Consider the following 1593-nt stretch of genomic DNA (forward strand, 5'->3'; position numbering starts at 1 on the left):
ATAAGATGCGTCAGCATCGCATCCGGCAATCAACCGCAGGCGGCCTCCAAATGGCCGCTTTTTACTTACTCACTACCATCAAATGTGCCTGCATAATGTCACTGGCCGGGCGACCGTGCGCCAGTAAATCAGCCATTGCTTTAAGATATGGTGGTAGATGGCGGAAATAACGCTGATACCCGGCACACAAATAATTCAGCCCCGGTTTGCCGCTGATATCGAGCATAAAGCGGTGTTTCGGGCAGCCTCCCCAACATGCTTTTAACACGTTACAACTGCGACACTGCGCCGGTAACTGCTTAAATTTATCTTCACCAAACGCCTGCTGCTGCGGGGAATCTACCATTTCTGCGAGGGTCTGCTGAAGCATATTCCCCAGCCGATATTGCGGATAAACAAAGTGATCGCAGGCGTAAACGTCACCGTTGTGCTCAATAATCACCGAACGTCCACAGGTTGGCTGATGATGGCAAACCGCACCCGGCGCACCGACAAAATTGGCAAACGCCCATTCGATATTCATCACGAAAATCTTGCCGACGTCGCGTTTGATCCAGTGGTCGAATATCGCCACCAGAAATTCACCAAATTCATCGGGGCGCACTGACCATTCCGTCAGTTCCCCCTGAATATCACCAGGCGCCTGTAATTTTAGCCCGTCGCTGGCAGATTTTTCATCCGCCAGCCGCTCCACTACAGGAATAAACTGGATGAACTCCACGCCCGCATCACGCAAAAAGTCATAAACCTGCAACGGTTGCAGCGCGCTGGTGCGGTTAACGCACGCCAGCACGTTATAATCAACGTGATATTTTTGCAGTAGTTTAAGTGCGCGCATCACCAGCTTATGCGTTGGTCTGCCACCTTTAGTCACGCGATATTGATTGTGGATCTCAGCCGGGCCATCCAGCGATAACCCAACAAGAAAATGATTTTCTGCCAGAAATGCACACCATTCTTCATCAAGCAGCACGCCATTAGTCTGGAAGCTGTTACTTACCTTCCTGCCAGCACCATATTTCGCCTGTAGCGCCACTGCACGACGGTAAAAATCCAGCCCGAGTAACGTTGGTTCGCCGCCCTGCCAGGTAAATGCCACTTCGTTTTGGGGTTCGCTGGCAGCGATATAGTGACGGACATGCGCTTCCAGCATTTCATCGTCCATATGCGTGACAGGTTGTTCGCGGTAAAGGGATTGTTTTTCGAGATAAAAACAGTAGTCACAGTTCAGATTACAATCTGAACCGCTCGGTTTCGCCATTACGTGAAAAGCACGCGTTGGAACCTGTTGCAGCATAGTCGCTCCTTGCCTGAAGTCGTCCTTCGATGAATTTAAGGGCGAAATAATACCGTTTGGCAATGATTAACTACGGGCGTTTATTGCGAAGGGAGAGTGATGGAATGCACAGAAAACAAAAAACCCCGCCGAAGCGGGGTTCAAAATTGGTCGGCGAGAGAGGATTCGAACCTCCGACCCACTGGTCCCAAACCAGTTGCGCTACCAAGCTGCGCTACTCGCCGAAATACTGCTTTTTGAATTTTTAGTTCAATTCTTTAAAGTCGTGGTGCGAGGGGGGGGACTTGAACCCCCAC

1 protein-coding gene and 1 tRNA gene are annotated in these 1593 nt (G+C 50.5%); both read right to left on the bottom strand.

Going from position 1 to position 1593, the window contains the following annotated elements:
• Window positions 1–61 precede the first annotated feature (61 nt).
• Complete coding sequence (locus EQY_RS0122895) at window positions 62–1297, bottom strand: anaerobic sulfatase maturase (RefSeq protein WP_000941565.1); 1236 nt, start codon at window positions 1295–1297, stop codon at window positions 62–64.
• A gap of 147 nt (window positions 1298–1444) precedes the next feature.
• Window positions 1445–1521 (bottom strand) — tRNA-Pro (locus tag EQY_RS0122900).
• Window positions 1522–1593 lie beyond the last annotated feature (72 nt).

Source organism: Escherichia sp. TW14182 (genome assembly GCF_000208525.1).
In the GTDB taxonomy this organism is placed as follows: domain Bacteria; phylum Pseudomonadota; class Gammaproteobacteria; order Enterobacterales; family Enterobacteriaceae; genus Escherichia; species Escherichia ruysiae.